Genomic DNA, 17,116 nt, shown 5'->3' with positions numbered 1-17,116 from the left:
CAAGGAGATAAAAGATGACATATACATTTCCGAAAGAATTTCTCTGGGGTGGTGCAACAGCTGCCAACCAGTTTGAGGGTGCTTACAACCTAGATGGCAAAGGCTTGTCCGTACAGGATGTAACGCCAAAAGGCGGTGTTCCCTTTGAACCCGGGGCCTTGAATCCTTTGATTACTGACCAACCAACACCAGATAATCTAAAACTAGAAGGTATAGATTTCTATCACCGTTATAAAGAAGACATAGCACTTTTTGCAGAGATGGGCTTTAAGGTCTTCCGCATGTCAATTGCATGGACTCGTATCTTTCCAAATGGTGATGATGCCGAGCCAAATGAAGCAGGTCTAGCCTTCTACGATAAGGTTTTTGATGAATTGGCCAAATATGGCATCGAACCGCTTGTAACCTTGTCCCATTATGAAACACCACTCAACTTGGCGCGTCGGTACAATGGATGGACTAATCGTAAATTAATTGGTTTTTATGAGAATTATGTTCGTACAGTCTTCACACGTTATAAAGATAAGGTCAAATATTGGTTGACCTTTAATGAAGTGAACTCTGTTTTACACGCACCGTTCATGTCAGGTGGGATTTCAACTCCGATGGAAGAGCTCTCTAAACAGGATCTTTACCAAGCAGTTCACCATGAGTTAGTCGCTTCGGCTTCAGCAACCAAGATCGGTCATGAAATCAACCCTGACTTTAAGATTGGATGTATGGTTCTTGCCATGCCAGCTTATGGAATGACAGCAAATCCTTTGGATCAGTTGGCTGTTCACGAGTTTGAAAATCAAAACTATCTCTTCTCAGATATCCATGCGCGTGGGAAATATCCAAACTATATTAAACGCTATTTCAAAGAGAATGGTATTGAAATACAATTTGCTCCAGGTGATGAAGAAATCTTGAAGAATACCGTTGATTTTATTTCATTCTCATATTATATGTCTGTGGCAACAGCACACAATCCGCAAGACTATAAGGTTGGAAAAGGCAACATCTTAGGTGGTGTCGAAAATCCCTACCTTGAAAAATCTGAATGGGGTTGGGCTATTGATCCAATCGGTCTTCGATTAGTTTTGAATGACTTCTATGATCGATATCAGTTGCCATTGTTTATCGTCGAAAATGGTTTAGGTGCCAAGGATGTTCTCGTTGATGGCCCAGATGGTCCAACAGTTGAAGATGATTATCGTATTGATTACCTTCAAAAACACTTGATTCAAGTTGGCGAAGCCCTTCAAGACGGTGTAGAACTTTGGGGCTATACGACATGGGGGCCAATTGATTTGGTATCAGCTTCAACGGCTGAACTCAGTAAACGTTATGGCTTTATCTACGTTGATCGCAATGATGATGGTAGTGGTAGCTTGGCTCGTTATAAGAAAAAATCATTTGTTTGGTATAAGTCTGTTATCGAAAGTAATGGTGAAGCCCTTTACAAATAGAGTATGACTAAGAATCTCAAAAATATTCGAGATTCTTTTTTAGTATTAAAGTACAACTTTGATATATCTGGATTTCTGTTGACATGAGTAAAAAGAGAGTATTTTAATACACAATAACTTTGTTTATGTTATTCCACATATTTTCTGAAAAAGTGGTAGAATAAAAGTGTGAAAGCGTTCTTATATTTTCCGAAGAAGTAGCGAGTCTATCTCTTTGCTTTTCCTACTTAGATGGAGGTAACGATAATGAATGATTTGAAAAAAGTTCTCTTAGCTGGAATCGGGTTGACTGCTATGACAGTTGATAAGGCCGATAGCTTTGTCAAAGAGTTGGTTGAAAAGGGGCGTTTGACTGTTGAAGAAGGTAAGGAACTGGAACAAGAGCTCAAACGTCAAAGTAAGGAAGAAGCTCAAGAATTTTTAGCGAAACTTGATGCTAAGAAATCTTCAGTTGAGTATGCGACTAAGGATGATGTGAAACGTCTTGAAGAAAAACTTGACGCTTTGCTCAGTCAAAATAAATAAAATGTAAGGAGTCTAAAATGGCTAGTAAACGATTGAGACATGTGTTGAAGGTTTTCTCGTCAGTTGGTCTCCTTTCTTATCGTGAAAAGCATCTTCCTCAAGACCAACAGACAACACCTGTCAAGCTACGCCAAGCCTTTGAGCAATTAGGACCTAGTTTTGTTAAAATTGGTCAAATCCTATCCACGCGCTCTGACCTTTTGCCAGAAAACTATATCAAAGAATTATCAAAGCTCCAGAGCTCAGTTCCTCCCTTGAATAAAGAGGAAGTCATGACTGCCATTAGGCGAGAATTACCTAATGAGCTTTCTGACAGTTTCCTTGATTTTTCGGAAGAGCCCTTAGCTTCTGGTTCTGTCGCTCAGACCCATAGAGCTAGATTATTGTTTGGTCAGGAAGTGATTGTAAAAATCCAGAGACCTGGTATTGATGAGGTCGTTAAGGAAGATATTCAGCTTCTCATTAAGCTTGCACGGCATATACCAAAACATTTTATCCCCATGGTCGATGTTCAGGAGGTTTTGGAAAATCTGCGTGAAACCTTAATTAAGGAACTAGATTTCAGGAATGAAGCAGAGGCCATGAAGTGCTTTAAGGCCAATAACAGGGCTGTTGCTTGTCTAGGTGTCCCCGAGGTCTATGATACCTTCACGACACCTCACCTCATAGTTGAAGAGTATATCAATGGGATTCCGCTTAATCACTACAGCCAACTGATTGAGGCTGGCTATGACTTAGAAGATGTGGGCAAGAAACTTATGCTGTCATTTATCAAGCAAGTCTTCAAAGATGGCTATTTTCATGGTGACCCCCATCCTGGAAATCTGTTGGTACGTGATGGCAAGATTTATTTCATTGATTTTGGAATTATGGGTGAGTTGGAAGTGGGGATGCGTGCGTCCTTAAATGACATCCTGTACAGTTTTACCGCACAAGATGTTGATGGTATGACCAAGGCCATCTTGTCCGTTACACAATTTGATAATGGTCTTAATCGTGCAGTCCTAAGTCAAGATGTAGAGCAAATGTTAGGTCGTTATTCTGGTATTGACTTGGGAAGTCTCTCTATAACAGATTTGCTGCAGGATTTGATGGCTATTTTCCAGAAAAATCATCTTAAAGCCTCCTCTCAAATTACCATTTTGGAGAAGGCTTCGCTTCAAATTGAGGGGATTTTCCGAGAGTTAGCGCCAAATATGGATCTTATGACTCTGGCCAAGGATTACTTCCTAGAAAATATGGGACCTGACATGCTTAAGCAGGCCCTGAATAAAGAGAGTATCTTGATTGAACTCTTTTATCTGATTCGCAATGGGAAGAACATTCCACGTCGTCTGCATCAGCTCTTGGAGCAAATTTTAAACGGACGAATTGTGGTGAACCATGATTTTATTAACTTTTCGGGTCGAATTAAAGTTTTTGAGAAAGTATTAAATAATCTGGTTTTAGCCTTATTGTCATTGGGATTTCTACTTTCCGGTGCCCTTTTGGCTAATAAATCAGGTTTTGAAAATCTTGACTGGCTATTTCTTGGACTTGGAACTTTTCTAGCTTTAATCACAGTAGTGCGTATAATATTTAAGAAAAAAGGATAAAGTATGATTGAAACAACTAGGCCTGAGCTTGTGGCCTATCAAGAAGAGCGTTTAGCCAAATTTGTGACTGAAAATCAAAAGTTAGACAAAAGCCAAATCGTTTTTGCAGGGGACTCCATCACGGAGTTTTTTGCATTGAAAAAATATTTGGGTCGAGAGTTTCCCCTTGTTAACCGTGGGATTGCAGGAACAGACTCGGTTTGGCTTTTAGAGCACCTTAAAAAGCAGGTCTTAGATTTGGAACCAAGTAAATTGGTGCTCTTGATTGGCATTAACGACATCGGAAGAGGTTACCCTATTCGAGATATTGTCACTCGTATTTCCGATATTATCATGACAGTTCGTCAGGAATCCCTCTTTACTGAGGTCTATTTGCTGAGTGTCTTTCCAGTTAGTGAAGAATCACAGTATGCTTCTAAGGTTAAGATTCGAAATAATACGACTGTACGTGAGCTAAATCAACAATTAGCTGTCCTCCCCGGTGTGACCTATGTCGATCTTTTTGATTACCTTACTGATGACATGGGACAGTTAAATGACAACTATACAACGGATGGTTTGCACTTGAGTCCACAAGGTTATCAAGTCCTTGCGGAACCAATCATAAAGGAGATTTTAGAATGAAAGTTGGCTTAGTCCTCGAAGGCGGGGGGATGCGTGGCTTATATACGGCTGGTGTATTAGATGCCTTTTTAGAAGCTGGAATGAAGGTGGATGGCGTTGTTTCGGTATCGGCTGGAGCACTTTTTGGTGTTAATTACCTTTCTAACCAGCCCCAAAGAGCCCTTCGCTACAACAAGCGTTTTATGGGAGACCGTCGTTATATGAGTTTCTGGTCATGGCTGACAACAGGTAACTTCGTTAATAAGGAATTCTCCTATTATAAGGTTCCCATGGAGTTGGACGTTTTTGATCAGGAGGCCTTTGCTGATTCAGGTATTCCCTTCTATGTGGTTACTACAGATATTGAGTCCGGAAAACCAGACTATATCAAGATTGACCATGTCTTTGAGCAAATGGAAGCCCTTCGGGCAAGTTCCGCCTTACCTCTGGTTTCTGAAATTGTCGAGTACAAGGGTAAACGCTACATGGATGGTGGTCTGTCTGATAGTCTCCCTATTGATTTTATGGAAAATTTGGGCTTTGATAAACTCATTGTAGTTCTGACACGTCCTAAAGGCTACCGTAAACAGCCATCTAAAACGAGTAAGCGAATCTACAAGCTCTTTTATCGTAAGTATCCTGAATTTGTCCAAGTGGCTTCAAATCGCCACATCCACTACAATAAGAGTATTGAAAAGATAGAGGCTTTGGAAAAAACTGGAAATCTTTATGCTATCCGTCCAGAACATGCACTTGAAGTTAGTCGTTTGGAGAAGGATCCTGAAAAGTTTGAAGCCATTTATCAAGAAGGATTGGATCAAATGCGTAATGATATGTCTAATCTCAAAACATTTCTTGGAGACAACTAAAAACGTGCTCGGTTGAGCACGTTCTTTTAGTTATTCATTTGTCGAGCTTGACGGCGTTCTTTAACTTTTTGACGACGTCCTTTTTCATTATGGTAAATCAAGTAGAGGAGTCCAACTGGGACAAGACATAGCAACCAGAAATAAACTGGGAGTTGGCTCTTATCTGTTGTTTTAGTAGCCTTTTTATCTTTCTGGTTACTTCCAAAATCGAACCATCCTTTAACTTTAGTTGCCTTAACAGAAGTAGCTTTGATATTAGGTGACACTGTCTTCAGACCATTATCAATGACAATGTGATCATCTTTAACAGAGATTTTAGGGTCTTTACCTTTTTTAACGGTGGCATAGACGTCTTTTTCGACATTGTATTTTTTACCGTCGATTTCTTGTTCACCCTTGCTAAGAACTTTCTTGTAAGAGAAGTCTTTGTACATCTTCTCAACGAGAGCATTACCAAAGGTATGACGAATCTCTTCACCTGTTTGGTCAGACCAATCACCAGAACCCATGATGACAGCAATCATACGTTGATTACCACGCTTGATGGTATCAATATAGTTGAAAGCACCTTCTGGGCTAGATCCTGTCTTCAACCCATCAACCCCATCAATTCCGTATTTGGCACCTGGAATAGAGTAGTTGTAAGTCTCGAAGGTTTCCTCGTAAGGTGTTCCTTTTTTAACTGTGACAACAGGTTTGCTAGTGTATTTGAGAATGTCAGGGTATTTCTTGATGAAGTTATAGGTCATGATAGCCAAATCACGCGCAGTTGTTTGGTTGGTTTGGTTGTTATCATAACGTTGAGGACTGTAGTAACCTTTGAAGGCAACAGCAACGGCACCAGAAGCGTTGAACCATTTGGTATTGGTCATCCCTAGCTCTTTAGATTTCTCATTCATCATGTCTAGCCATTTATCAGGATCATTATTGGTCAAGTAGTTGGCTAGCATCACGGTTGTAACGTTAGAGGAAGGCACCGCTGTCATAGTGATGAGTTCTGAAACGGTATAATCAACACCCGCAACAATCTTGTTGTTTGAAATTTCGTAAATATCGGCAATAGCTTGGTCGGTTGGAGTAGCTGTGATAACAGTATCTTCAGAAATCTCTCCTTTAGACATAGCTTCAAAGACCAAATAAAGTGTCATGGCCTTAGACATAGAAGCTGGGTCACGCACCTCATCAGCATTTTCTTCCCAGAGGACATCTCCGGTATTTCCATCGATTAAGAGGGTTGATTTTGGGCGATAGGCTTCAGTGGCTTCAGTATAACCAGCAGCGCGTGTGATATCCATCAATTCGTCTGCACTAGACAGACTCGGTGCTAGAGCTAGACAAGCTGCTAAAAGGACGGCAACAATTTTCTTTTTCACAATGTGTCTCCTTTAATATCTATGGGGTTCTGTAGCTGGCAGAACCTATTTTTATCTATTAATATCATTTGCCTGTCAAAAACCCTAAATTCGGTAGTGACAAACATCTTCATTATAACATATAAAAGTTAGAGTTTTCCTAACATTTAGTATTTTAATGTAATTTTTAGAATCTATTGAATGTTACACAAAATCTATTTGAAAGCAGAAAAAAACGAGCTTGCTTGCTCGTTACTTTTCATCTTTTATCCTTGTGACTTGGTGGTAAATCATGAACCAGGTTTCATTTCGACGCCAGATACTAGTGTGGAAATTTCCTCCCAACTCATAACTAATTAATTTCGTTTTTTGACTAACAGATGTCATCTTGAAGCTGTCAAAATTATTGAGAAGTGGTTGGTGATTGGCAATGACTTCTTCACGATTGTGGTGGTGACCATTTTCATCGATTAAGTAGAAGTCTGGTGCTAAAAGATTTTCATAGTCAGGAATTTTTGACAGAATAATCTTTTCATTGCGAGAGAGTTTGTGAAGGACATTGCCATAAATTTCATCTTCGGGAATAGCAGCTGGTTCTACATGGACATCAGTGTCATAGACAGAGAAACGCTTGCTGAGAACCTCTTCAATTTGTTCAGTAATGGCATGACTCTCGTAAACAGAGAGGTCAGGATTCATTTCAACCACAATATCAAGATAGACGTTGCTACCATAAGAACGGCCACGCTGCTTCTTAACCTTAGTGACTTTTGAAATCTCAAGAATCGCTTTCTCATAGGCTTTGAGGTTTCTCTCATCGAAACCGTCTGACAAACTAAAGGTTGCTTCCATGAAGATATCATAGGCTGTCTTTAGAATGAAGGAGGTAATGATAATGGCTGTAATATAGTCAATAATCGTGAGGTTGAAGGATGCTGCAACAATGGCGATTGACGTTCCAATAGAAGTTACGGCATCGGAGAGATTATCCTTAGCGGCCGCAATCAAAGCACTAGATTTCAGCTTTTTGGCAAGTCCTTTATTGTATAAGTAAACGCCACACATGACGATAGCAGAAAGAACTCCGACGGTTGCACCAAGGGGATCGACTACAGTTTCCTCTCTTAGAAAAATCTTTCGGACTGTTTGAATTAGGACTTGGAAGCCTACCACGAACATGATAAAGGAAGTGACTAGGCTTGATAAGTCTTCAATCTTCCAATGACCAAACCTATGATCTGCATCAGCAGGTTGACTAGCTAGGTGCAATCCAATGAGTAGGGCCACGTTCCCTAAAATATCTGACAAGTTATTGAAACCATCGGCAATCAAAGAGCTAGAATTTAAAAAGTGTCCAGCTAGAAGTTTTGCAATGGTAAGAAGAAGGTAGGCAGCGATGCTGACAATGGGACCTCGTCTGGCTGCTCTTAAATTTTCATACGTAGTCATAGGGTTACCTTTTCTGTTAAAATACAAGTTTAAATTATAGCATAAAACTATAACGAGTTAAAGGTTGTAAGCCCTTTAAACTTGTGGAGTAATGTATTTTTAAAACTTGATAGCAAATGCTTCGTAATCATGGTGTTTTTTCAGTATTTTCCGAATATTCCCTACAAATTATGGTATAATTTAGGGTGTAAAACAGTCTAAAAAGAGGTTTTTATGGAACATTCGACATGGCACAAGCTTCTGAAAGAGGAGTTGCCTGACCATTATTTTTCAAAGATAAATCAGTTTATGGACCAGGTTTATAGCCAGGGGACGGTTTATCCGCCGCGTGACAAGGTTTTTAATGCCTTGTTGGAGACTCCGTTTGAAGAAGTGCGGGTGGTAATCCTTGGTCAGGACCCTTATCATGGGCCTCATCAAGCACAGGGACTTTCCTTCTCGGTACCTGATAGCCTTCCAGCTCCCCCGTCTTTGAAAAATATTCTCAAGGAATTAGAGGAAGATTTAGGTCCTAGATCCTTTCATGATTTAACGTCATGGGCAGAGCAGGGGGTGCTTTTGCTTAATGCCTGTCTAACAGTTCCAGCAGGTCAAGCAAATGGGCATGCTGGTCAGGTTTGGGAACCTTTTACAGATGCTGTGATTAAGGTTCTCAATCAAAAGGATACTCCTGTTGTCTTTATACTTTGGGGTGGCTATGCTCGTAAGAAGAAGGCACTAGTGACTAACTCTAAACATGCCATTATTGAGAGTGCCCATCCGAGTCCCTTGTCGGCCTATCGTGGTTTTTTTGGCAGCAAGCCATTTTCAAAAGCCAATGCCTACCTTGTATCTCAAGGCCAATCCCCAATTGATTGGTTGAAGTAAAATAGAAAGTTGGAAGATTATGTTACTGATTAAAAATGGTCGTGTTGTAGACCCTAAGTCTGGTTTGGATACGCAAGCTGATGTTCTTGTTGATGGTAAAAAAGTCGTTAAAATTGCTGAAAATATCGAAGCTGGAGATGCTCAAGTCATTGATGCGACTGGTCTTGTGGTTGCTCCTGGCTTGGTGGATATCCATGTTCACTTCCGTGAGCCAGGTCAAACTCATAAGGAAGACATTCATACTGGTGCCTTGGCAGCGGCTGCGGGTGGTTTTACAACAGTTGTAATGATGGCTAACACTAATCCAACGATTTCAGATAAGGAAACCTTGGAGGAGGTCTTGACTTCGGCAGCTAAGGAAAATATCCATGTTAAGTCTGTTGCGACTATTACTAAGAATTTTGATGGTGAAAACATCACTGATTTCAAGGGTTTGCTTGAAGCCGGTGCTGTCGGATTCTCAGATGATGGTATTCCATTGACCAATGCTGGTATTGTCAAAAAAGCCATGGAGCTAGCTAAGGAGAATAATACCTTTATCAGCCTTCACGAGGAGGATCCTGATCTAAATGGTATTCTCGGTTTCAATGAAAATATTGCTAAAAAAGAATTCCATATTTGTGGGGCAACAGGTGTAGCTGAGTACAGTATGATTGCGCGTGATGTCATGATTTCTTATGATACACAAGCCCATGTTCATATTCAACACTTGTCAAAAGCTGAATCTGTAAAAGTGGTTGAATTTGCTCAAAAACTTGGAGCACAAGTTACAGCCGAAGTGGCACCACAACATTTCTCTAAGACAGAAGACCTCTTGCTCTCAAAAGGTGCTAATGCCAAGATGAACCCACCACTTCGTTTGGAATCTGACCGTCAGGCCGTCATCGAAGGGTTGAAATCTGGAGTCATCTCAGTCATTGCCACAGACCACGCGCCACACCATGCCGATGAAAAGAATGTCGATGATGTGACTAAAGCACCATCAGGAATGACTGGTCTTGAAACATCTCTATCTCTTGGATTGACCTACTTGGTTGAAGCAGGACACTTAAGCTTGACGGAACTCTTGAAAGTAATGACTAGCAACCCATCTGATCTTTATGGCTTCGATGCTGGTTATTTGGCTGAAAATGGACCAGCTGACCTTGTGATTTTTGCAGACAAGGAAAAACGTCAGGTCACAGCAGACTTTAAGTCTAAAGCAGCCAATTCACCATTTGTAGGCGAAGAACTTACGGGCAGTGTTAAATACACTATCTGTGATGGTGAGATTGTTTATCAAGCCTAAATAGCAGATCAGAGCAGGGCACATCGAGACACTTGGTGTTGCACCTGCTTTTTTAGTCCTTAAAGGAGCAAAATGATGAAAAAGATAATGAAAGGTCTTGTTAAATACCTTGCTTTAACTGTTTTGTTAGCCTGTTTTCTGCCACTTTCTTTGCAACACGTTCAAGCTGACGAGGATGAGGTAGAGTATAGTCTACCTTCCTATGTTGGTCACCTTTCTATACATGATGATGGTAATGCGACGTTTACTCAGGAAGTGACTTATGATTTTGATAGTGACTATAAAGGTCAGTATGTAACCTTGGGGAAAATTGGTGGTTATTCTATTATGGATGATCCCAAGGTTTCAGCAACCGTAAATGGGAAAGAAAAAACAGATATTACAGTTGAAAAAACAGACTCTTATGATGGTGTTAAACTCAAAGTTTATAATTCAGGTTCAGATGGTGATAGGGTTGTCCTCAAAGTTACTTGGCAAATCCAACAGTTGTTGAATCTATATTCAGATATTGCAGTTTTAAATTGGTTTCCAATCTCTGATTGGGATAAAGGATTTGGACAGGTTGATTTCACAGTTGATGGTCTAGATGCAAGTCAAGGAGAGCTTTACGCCCACACTGGCTATTTTGGAAAAGACCCACAGGTTAAACGTACTGCTACAGGTTATCAGGTTCATGTAGACAATTTACCATCATCAGGTAAATTGGAATTACATGCCTACTGGCCAATGACCAGTGCTTTACGGGAAAATAATCAGGCTTATTTATTACATAAGACAAATGAGGCAGAGTTTCTAAAAAAAGAAAGAGATATCAAAAAGTCTAAAGAAAACTACCGACGCATTTTTTATGTCATTTTGCCACTTGTAATTTTAAGCTTTGTTCTTATTGGTATTTTCTGTTACCTTATTGTTCTTTATAGCACTAGAACGCCTTCTTTCCCTCGAGATGCACGTCTTTATGAAGCCCCTCAAGATTTAGCACCTTTGGTCTTAGCTAAGAATGTTTATAATCAGTCTTTCGATAAAACAGGGCTAAAAGAAGAAACGGGTCCTTTGAAGTTCAAATATATGGTGCAAGCTACCATCCTCGATTTTATTGATAGAGGTTATCTCACTTTTAGGCGAGAAGGTGATAGTAATATTCTGACACGTATTGAAAAGGAAGGTCTCTCTTCGTTTGAAGTATCATTCTTAGATATGTTGTTTGATGGTCGCATGGAAATTAGAGATAGTGAAATGTTCTCGCGCTATTATCTTGATAAAGATGCTCTAGAAAAACAATTCAAGAGTGCTAGAACAAGCTATGAGCGAGAAACTATTCGATCTCAGGGAAAACGTGTCAAATATCAATTCTCTAATGACGGCTATCAAGTAGCCAAAGGCGTTGAAAAAGAGGAAATTGCACTAGGACTTCCTAAAATTTATAGAGATTTTAGTGCGAAAGAAAAGACATTTAACATATTGGGAGTAGCAGCTTTGGCACTTTCAATGATGTTTTGTATACTTTCAACTTTGTTCTTATTTGGTGCATTTGGATCAGGAGTTGGTTTTTACTATATTCTTGGACTACTACCTATAGCAGGACTTACCGTTTTATTCTGGTTCTTGGTGAAAAGACGTCGTCAGAGATGTCTTGATGCAACTCAAATTTCAACGTATTACCAGTGGCATAGCTTTAAAAATATGATTCAGAGTATTCCTAGCTTTAAAGAGTCAGAATTAGAATCTGTCATCCTATGGAATCGTATCTTGGTTTATGCGACACTCTATGGACAGGCGAAAAAAGTTAGTGATGTGCTAAAACGATACAACATTCACCTCAGTAATCCATCTTTAGATGAGTTTACTTATTCTGCGACACCATTTATTATGCTGAATAATGTCAATTATCTAGAATCTTATGTTTCTGCCTCAGATACCGTAAGTAGCTTTTCTATCAATTCAAATAGTGGTAGTGGTGGCTTTGGAGGCGGTGGCTTCTCTGGTGGTGGCGGAGGAGGCGGTGGTGGCGCCTTCTAAGCTACGCTAGTCGGAGTTTACTATCAATAGAGACACTCAGTCTATATGATCTTGGGTGTCTTTTTATTTGGCGAATAATTCCTTTCATTCTAAACTGTTAGGAATTTTTAGTGAGAAGAGATATAAAGTAACAAAAAAAGAGCCAGTGGCTCTTTTTAAATATAATCTTAATAACCAGGTTCAAAGATTTCAATAATTTGAGTCAGATAACCTGCATGTAAACCGATGCGATAGTCAACATTTGGCAAACTCTTTACTAAATCATTCAGTTCTTTATCTTTGCTAACCTTATCAGCCAAAACTGGTAATTCAACAACAAGGAGTTGTGAGTGATCCAGTTGAAGGTAACTACTGTTGACTTTGATATCAGGACGAAGTAGTTTAAATATCGCTCTTTCCGAAGCTTGGAGCAGTTGATATAAATCGAGGTCAGATAAAGGAATCTCACCAAACTGAGGACTGATGTTTATAGCAATATCAATATGAGCAGCTCGCATTTCTAAAATGCGGTTAGAGAGGAAACTAGATATTATTGGATTGCTAAGCCTATCCAAGTTTTCTTGAGTCTCTGGATTACCAATGCTAGCATTGTCCGTTTTATAAATCTCAAGTAGACTAGTAGCTTTGGCAGTATCTTCATTTTCCAAGGCAAGAGAAACCTCCTTGAGATTTTTCTTGAATAAGTCGAAGGACGTTTGCTTTTGCATAATAATCTGGATAAAGGATTTGCTATAGTTAGTCATAGTACCCAACAATTTATGACGTTCTTTGTTAAGTCTATCGATAGATTGTTGGTGGACAGCCTGGTTCCAATTGTAAAAATCCCATAGTAGTAGGGCAATATAGAGAACTAAGATAACAGAACTATTAGGACTGACCTTGAAAACTATTTCAAATAAATTTTTAGGTTCATTTGCTGTTGGAAGAATACTGTTAAGACCATGGATAACAGTAAAGAAGACATAATAGACAGCTAGGAAGGCAGTGCTTCGCAACCAGTTACGTCTAGCCCAAGCTTCGTCAAGACTACTCATCTGATTTAGGTCTACGGCGAAGATTTTAAGCATTAGGTAAATGATTAATGGTGCTAAGATGTAGGTCAAGATATGTAAGTTAGTGTTGAGGGTAATATCACCTTTGATATGTAAGACGTGAGGGATAATGACAATTGAAAGTAGTCGTGTTGCCATATCAAAAAGGATAGTTGGATAAAAAGCGTAAAGCAATCGATGATAGAAAGAACGCTCTTTGACAAGGGCCAAATCGGCAACAAGGAAGAAAAGCGGGTCTACAACGATTTTTACGAGATTAAAATAGGATGCTGCAGCTACATAGGACAAAAATAGAAGTAAGAGGTGTCCTCGTTGTGGCTTAACCTTAGACATAGTCTGGTAGAGGTACCAAATAGAAATGAAACTAACAGCCTGTAAGAGAGGATTGATAATATTAGTAATCATTGTAACCTCCTTGTGTCATGTCAATCTCGATTTGTAAGCGGTAAATACCAGCCCGTGTATTTGAAACAATGTTAACGTTTGGATAAGTGGATAGGATACTATTGACGCGTTTCAGTTCGGGATCAGAGAAATCAGATGTAATAGCTGAATCTTCTTTAGTGCTTGAACTTTCAACGACAAAATGTTGACTATCCTCGTCTTTAAAATAAGCATAGCTAAGGTATTTCTGTTCGCTATCTTGTGCTTGGTCAATGACGTGATCCAAGATTGTTGAAAGGATATATACCCAATCTAAAGGATAAATAGGATAAACGGTAATGGGTTCTGGGACCTCCATACTAACCCAAACATCCAATTCTTTTGCCTTTAGGAATTTAGCTTCAAAGAGGACTCGCAAATCAGGGAGTTTAATATTTTCAAGTTTATCTCGATAAAAATGATCAATCTTTTTATCGAGTGGATTCGGAGTCAGCAAGTAGTCAATTAACTCCTGAGCTTCCTCGTTTTGTTGGAAACGGATGATATCGTAGAGATTTTCAGCTTCGTCCTTGATAAAGAGCTCTTGGCTAGTTTTTTTCTGGTACCAAGTATTGATGTTCTGACTTGATTTTTGAAGAAGCTGAGAATGTTCCTCTTGAGCTTCTTGTGTTTGCGCACTGAGGTCCTTTCTATAGAGATTAACCTGTCCAGATAGAATCAGAGCTGTAATAATAAGAAAGGCAACGGTAAAGTGAATGTTTGTTGAAAGAAGTTCAGAAGCAAAGTAAATAATGGCTAGAGCACAAAGAGCAACAGAGGTTGATTTGTACCATGGTCTTGCTTTGTCAATTTGCATCATTCGTGAGTAGTCCACCTGTAGAAGGGCACTTTGAGCAAACCATAGCAAAAAGGCAAGCAAGAGAATAAAGGGACCAGCATAATAGTAATCTAGGACAGAAGGGAAAAAGATTGGAATAATCAGGAAAATGACCAATCTTACCATTAAGGCAAAGGTGAAAGGTATGAAGAAAGTCTCCAAAATGGTATGTCTTAGATTTTTGTAGGATTTGGCAGCTAGAAAGAGTACTAGTGCAATAAAACCGGATTTTGGATACAAAATGCCCAAATAACTAGAGGCAAAAATTGCTATACCAGCTAAAATAATAACCCAGTATCTAAGCGGCCTTTGCGTGGTCACCTTGAAGATAATAATTTGTAAAATAAAAGCTATACATGCCGTAAGCCCGTGAATTATGACATCACTCAATATCAAATATTCTCCTATTCGGGTAAAATCTATATAATCATATCATTATACCATATCGCAAACAAAAAGAGCATACGAATTGCCTATAAGTGATAAGGATGTAAGGCTTTTCATTTTTCAAGCATATTTCTTGCCCATTAAGTTTTTTTAACCTATCCTAGATGTATAGTAAAATTTCGATAGAGGAGATCGATATGGTAAAACTTTCTAAAGAGACACATCTTGAGATGTTCACTAAAATGGAACGTATTCGTGAATTTGATTCACGTATTAATAAATTGGTTCGTCGTGGTTTTGTTCAAGGAATGACTCACTTTTCAGTTGGTGAGGAAGCAGCCAACGTTGGGGCTGTTCAACACTTGAGCTATGACGATATCTTCTTTTCAAATCACCGTGGTCACGGACAATCTATTGCCCAAGACATGGATTTGAATAAAATGATGGCGGAGCTTGCAGGTAAGGCGACAGGTGTTTCTAAGGGCCGTGGTGGTTCTATGCATTTGGCTGACTTTGAAAAAGGTAACTACGGAACTAACGGTATTGTTGGTGGTGGTTATGCTCTTGCCGTAGGTGCAGCTCTCACTCAGCAATACAAAGAAACAGGAAATATTGTTGTGGCCTTTTCAGGAGATGGTGCAACTAATGAAGGCTCATTCCATGAGTCAGTCAATATGGCAGCTACTTGGAAATTGCCGGTTATCTTCTTTATCATCAATAACCGTTATGGTATCTCAATGGATATCCATAAAGCAACAAACACACCTCACCTTTATACACGTGCGGAAGCTTATGGTATTCCTGGTTTCTACTGTGAAGATGGTAACGATGTTTTGGCTGTATACGAAACAATGGGCAAGGCTGTTGAGCATGTTCGTGGTGGCAACGGTCCCGCTATCGTTGAGGTAGAATCTTACCGTTGGTTTGGTCACTCAACTGCTGATGCAGGTGTTTACCGTACTAAGGAAGAAGTTGACGAGTGGAAGAACAATAACGACCCAATTATTAAATACCGTGACTATCTCGTTTCTGAAAATATTGCAAGCGCTGAAGAGTTAGATGTTATCCAAAGCCAAGTCAAGGCAGAGGTTGATGCAGCTTATGAGTTCGCCCAAAATAGCCCAGATCCAGAACTTTCAGTTGCCTTTGAAGATGTATGGGTAGACTAAAGAGAAAGGTTGAGGAATACAAGTATGAGTGAAACAAAATTGATGGCCTTGCGTGAGGCAGTAAACCTTGCTATGAGCGAGGAGATGCGTAAAGACGAAAACATCTTCCTTATGGGTGAAGATGTTGGTATCTATGGTGGTGACTTCGGTACATCAGTTGGGATGTTGGCAGAGTTTGGTGAAAAACGTGTTAAAGATACACCAATTTCAGAGGCAGCTATCGCTGGTGCAGCTGTTGGATCTGCCATCACAGGTCTTCGTCCAATCGTTGACTTGACTTTCATGGACTTCATCACGATTGCCCTTGATGCTATCGTTAATAATGGTGCAAAAAACAACTACATGTTTGGTGGTGGTTTGAAGACTCCTGTAACTTTCCGTGTAGCTTCTGGTTCAGGGATTGGTTCTGCGGCACAGCACTCACAATCTCTTGAGTCATGGTTGACTCACATTCCAGGGATTAAAGTTGTTGCTCCAGGTAATGCTAACGACGCTAAAGGTCTTTTGAAATCTGCTATTCAGGACAATAACATTGTTATCTTCATGGAACCAAAAGCACTTTACGGTAAGAAAGAGGAAGTGACTCAAGATCCTGATTTCTACATTCCACTTGGAAAAGGGGAAATCAAGCGTGAAGGGACTGACCTTACTATTGTCACATATGGTCGTATGTTGGAACGTGTTCTTAAGGCTGCTGAAGAAGTGGCTGAACAAGGTATTAACGTTGAGGTCGTTGACCCACGTACGCTTATCCCACTTGATAAGGAATTGATTTTCGAGTCAGTTAAGAAGACTGGTAAACTGATGTTGGTCAATGATGCATATAAGACTGGTGGGTTCATCGGTGAGATTGCTGCTATGGTTACTGAAAGTGAAGCATTTGATTACCTTGACCACCCAATTGTACGTTTGGCAAGTGAAGATGTGCCTGTACCTTATGCGCGTGTCTTGGAACAAGCGGTTCTTCCAGATGTTGAAAAGATTAAGGCTGCTATTATCAAGATGGCCAATAAAGGAAACTAACTTTCTAGCGACGGTTAAGTGATATGTCTCGCTAGTAAAATGTGTTTCTTGTTTTAACTGTGAGAGTATCGGAAAATATAATTTAAAGTAGAAAGGAGAGGGCGTTAAAGCGTTTGAGTTGATTTGAACTCAAACGAAATGCTTTGGAATCTTAGATAGTTTTACTTGTGTGCAAGCACACTAACGTAAAACTCCTAAAATTCTGT

Annotated in this window: 14 protein-coding genes; 10 read left to right on the top strand and 4 right to left on the bottom strand. The window is 39.7% G+C overall.

From position 1 onward, the window contains the following. Window positions 1-14: 14 nt before the first annotated feature. The 5 genes from AX663_RS05115 (at window position 15) to AX663_RS05095 (ending at window position 5,043) form a co-directional block, all read left to right on the top strand. Window positions 15-1,451 (top strand): glycoside hydrolase family 1 protein, encoded by a 1,437-nt coding sequence (locus tag AX663_RS05115; protein ID WP_021144203.1) that lies wholly within the window; start codon window positions 15-17, stop codon window positions 1,449-1,451. Window positions 1,452-1,697: 246 nt separating this feature from the next. Continuing rightward, entirely contained in the window at window positions 1,698-1,976 is a 279-nt protein-coding gene (locus AX663_RS05110; protein WP_013990645.1) for a phasin family protein, read from the top strand. Between the two features lie 17 nt (window positions 1,977-1,993). Then, the gene (locus tag AX663_RS05105) at window positions 1,994-3,571 is read left to right on the top strand and encodes an ABC1 kinase family protein (protein WP_060972907.1); all 1,578 of its coding nucleotides are present in this window, start codon (window positions 1,994-1,996) and stop codon (window positions 3,569-3,571) included. Between the two features lie 3 nt (window positions 3,572-3,574). Then, complete coding sequence (locus tag AX663_RS05100; RefSeq protein WP_060972906.1) at window positions 3,575-4,195, top strand: SGNH/GDSL hydrolase family protein; 621 nt, start codon at window positions 3,575-3,577, stop codon at window positions 4,193-4,195. Then, complete coding sequence (locus tag AX663_RS05095; RefSeq protein ID WP_060972905.1) at window positions 4,192-5,043, top strand: patatin-like phospholipase family protein; 852 nt, start codon at window positions 4,192-4,194, stop codon at window positions 5,041-5,043. The genes AX663_RS05100 and AX663_RS05095 overlap by 4 nt, the downstream gene beginning before the upstream one ends. A gap of 26 nt (window positions 5,044-5,069) precedes the next feature. On the opposite strand, the gene AX663_RS05090 is transcribed toward AX663_RS05095, so the two are convergent. Together AX663_RS05090 and AX663_RS05085 are read right to left on the bottom strand one after the other, a co-directional pair. Then, the gene (locus AX663_RS05090; RefSeq protein ID WP_060972904.1) at window positions 5,070-6,416 is read right to left on the bottom strand and encodes a D-alanyl-D-alanine carboxypeptidase; all 1,347 of its coding nucleotides are present in this window, start codon (window positions 6,414-6,416) and stop codon (window positions 5,070-5,072) included. A 231-nt stretch (window positions 6,417-6,647) separates the two neighbouring features. Beyond that, on the bottom strand, window positions 6,648-7,844 hold the full coding sequence (locus AX663_RS05085) for a cation diffusion facilitator family transporter (protein ID WP_060972903.1): 1,197 nt from the start codon (window positions 7,842-7,844) through the stop codon (window positions 6,648-6,650). A gap of 213 nt (window positions 7,845-8,057) precedes the next feature. Here AX663_RS05085 and AX663_RS05080 point away from each other — a divergent pair, with 213 nt between their 5' ends. The 3 genes from AX663_RS05080 (at window position 8,058) to AX663_RS05070 (ending at window position 12,018) form a co-directional block, all read left to right on the top strand. After that, window positions 8,058-8,711 carry a uracil-DNA glycosylase gene (locus AX663_RS05080; protein WP_049545851.1) on the top strand — a complete coding sequence of 218 codons (654 nt, stop codon included), beginning with the start codon at window positions 8,058-8,060 and terminating at the stop codon, window positions 8,709-8,711. A gap of 19 nt (window positions 8,712-8,730) precedes the next feature. Next, the gene (locus tag AX663_RS05075) at window positions 8,731-9,999 is read left to right on the top strand and encodes a dihydroorotase (RefSeq protein WP_060972902.1); all 1,269 of its coding nucleotides are present in this window, start codon (window positions 8,731-8,733) and stop codon (window positions 9,997-9,999) included. Window positions 10,000-10,074: 75 nt separating this feature from the next. After that, window positions 10,075-12,018 (top strand): DUF2207 domain-containing protein, encoded by a 1,944-nt coding sequence (locus AX663_RS05070; protein WP_060972901.1) that lies wholly within the window; start codon window positions 10,075-10,077, stop codon window positions 12,016-12,018. A gap of 167 nt (window positions 12,019-12,185) precedes the next feature. Here AX663_RS05070 and AX663_RS05065 read toward each other — a convergent pair whose 3' ends face one another. Together AX663_RS05065 and AX663_RS05060 are read right to left on the bottom strand one after the other, a co-directional pair. After that, window positions 12,186-13,475, bottom strand: a complete 1,290-nt coding sequence (locus tag AX663_RS05065) for a hypothetical protein (protein WP_060972900.1) — start codon at window positions 13,473-13,475, stop codon at window positions 12,186-12,188. Beyond that, window positions 13,465-14,457 carry a hypothetical protein gene (locus AX663_RS05060; protein WP_231605980.1) on the bottom strand — a complete coding sequence of 331 codons (993 nt, stop codon included), beginning with the start codon at window positions 14,455-14,457 and terminating at the stop codon, window positions 13,465-13,467. Before AX663_RS05060 ends, AX663_RS05065 begins: the two co-directional genes overlap by 11 nt. A gap of 458 nt (window positions 14,458-14,915) precedes the next feature. Here AX663_RS05060 and AX663_RS05055 point away from each other — a divergent pair, with 458 nt between their 5' ends. Together AX663_RS05055 and AX663_RS05050 are read left to right on the top strand one after the other, a co-directional pair. Beyond that, entirely contained in the window at window positions 14,916-15,887 is a 972-nt protein-coding gene (locus AX663_RS05055) for a thiamine pyrophosphate-dependent dehydrogenase E1 component subunit alpha (protein WP_060972898.1), read from the top strand. Between the two features lie 24 nt (window positions 15,888-15,911). Then, a complete protein-coding gene (locus AX663_RS05050) occupies window positions 15,912-16,910 on the top strand; it encodes an alpha-ketoacid dehydrogenase subunit beta (protein WP_013990622.1) in 999 nt (332 codons plus the stop codon). Window positions 16,911-17,116: the final 206 nt, after the last annotated feature.

This window comes from Streptococcus sp. CCH8-H5, assembly GCF_001556505.1.
GTDB lineage: Bacteria > Bacillota > Bacilli > Lactobacillales > Streptococcaceae > Streptococcus.
Note: the sequence above shows the minus strand (reverse complement) of the source record. Positions and strands in the feature narration are given on the sequence as shown.